Genomic DNA, 393 nt, shown 5'->3' with positions numbered 1-393 from the left:
TATTGTTTGTTTTATAAGTGCCGAAGACCGGAATCGAACCGGTACGAGAGGTAAGTCCCGCAGGATTTTAAGTCCTGTGCGTCTGCCAGTTCCGCCACTTCGGCTTTTTTTGGCTCCAAGGGTGGGGTTCGAACCCACAGCCTACCGGTTAACAGCCGGTTGCTCCACCGTTGAGCTACCTTGGAATATTTTGGAGGCGACACCCAGATTCGAACTGGGGATCAAGGAGTTGCAGTCCACTGCCTTACCACTTGGCTATGTCGCCGCCTTTTTGGTGATCTATCCGCGACTCGAACGCGGGACACCCTGATTAAAAGTCAGGTGCTCTACCGACTGAGCTAATAGACCATATTAGTTGGGGTGGATAATGAGAGTCGAACTCACGACCTCCAG

General features: G+C 51.9%; 4 tRNA genes. All 4 read right to left on the bottom strand.

What is annotated here, in order from left to right:
- Positions 1 to 18: 18 nt before the first annotated feature.
- Positions 19 to 104 (bottom strand) — tRNA-Leu (locus KGF45_RS19720).
- Between the two features lie 6 nt (positions 105 to 110).
- A tRNA-Asn gene (locus KGF45_RS19715) sits at positions 111 to 185 on the bottom strand.
- Positions 186 to 191: 6 nt separating this feature from the next.
- Positions 192 to 265 (bottom strand) — tRNA-Cys (locus KGF45_RS19710).
- 7 nt (positions 266 to 272) lie between these two features.
- Positions 273 to 348, bottom strand: a tRNA-Lys gene (locus tag KGF45_RS19705).
- Positions 349 to 393 lie beyond the last annotated feature (45 nt).

Source organism: Clostridioides sp. ZZV14-6154, assembly GCF_020657785.1.
GTDB lineage: Bacteria > Bacillota > Clostridia > Peptostreptococcales > Peptostreptococcaceae > Clostridioides.
Note: the sequence above shows the minus strand (reverse complement) of the source record. Positions and strands in the feature narration are given on the sequence as shown.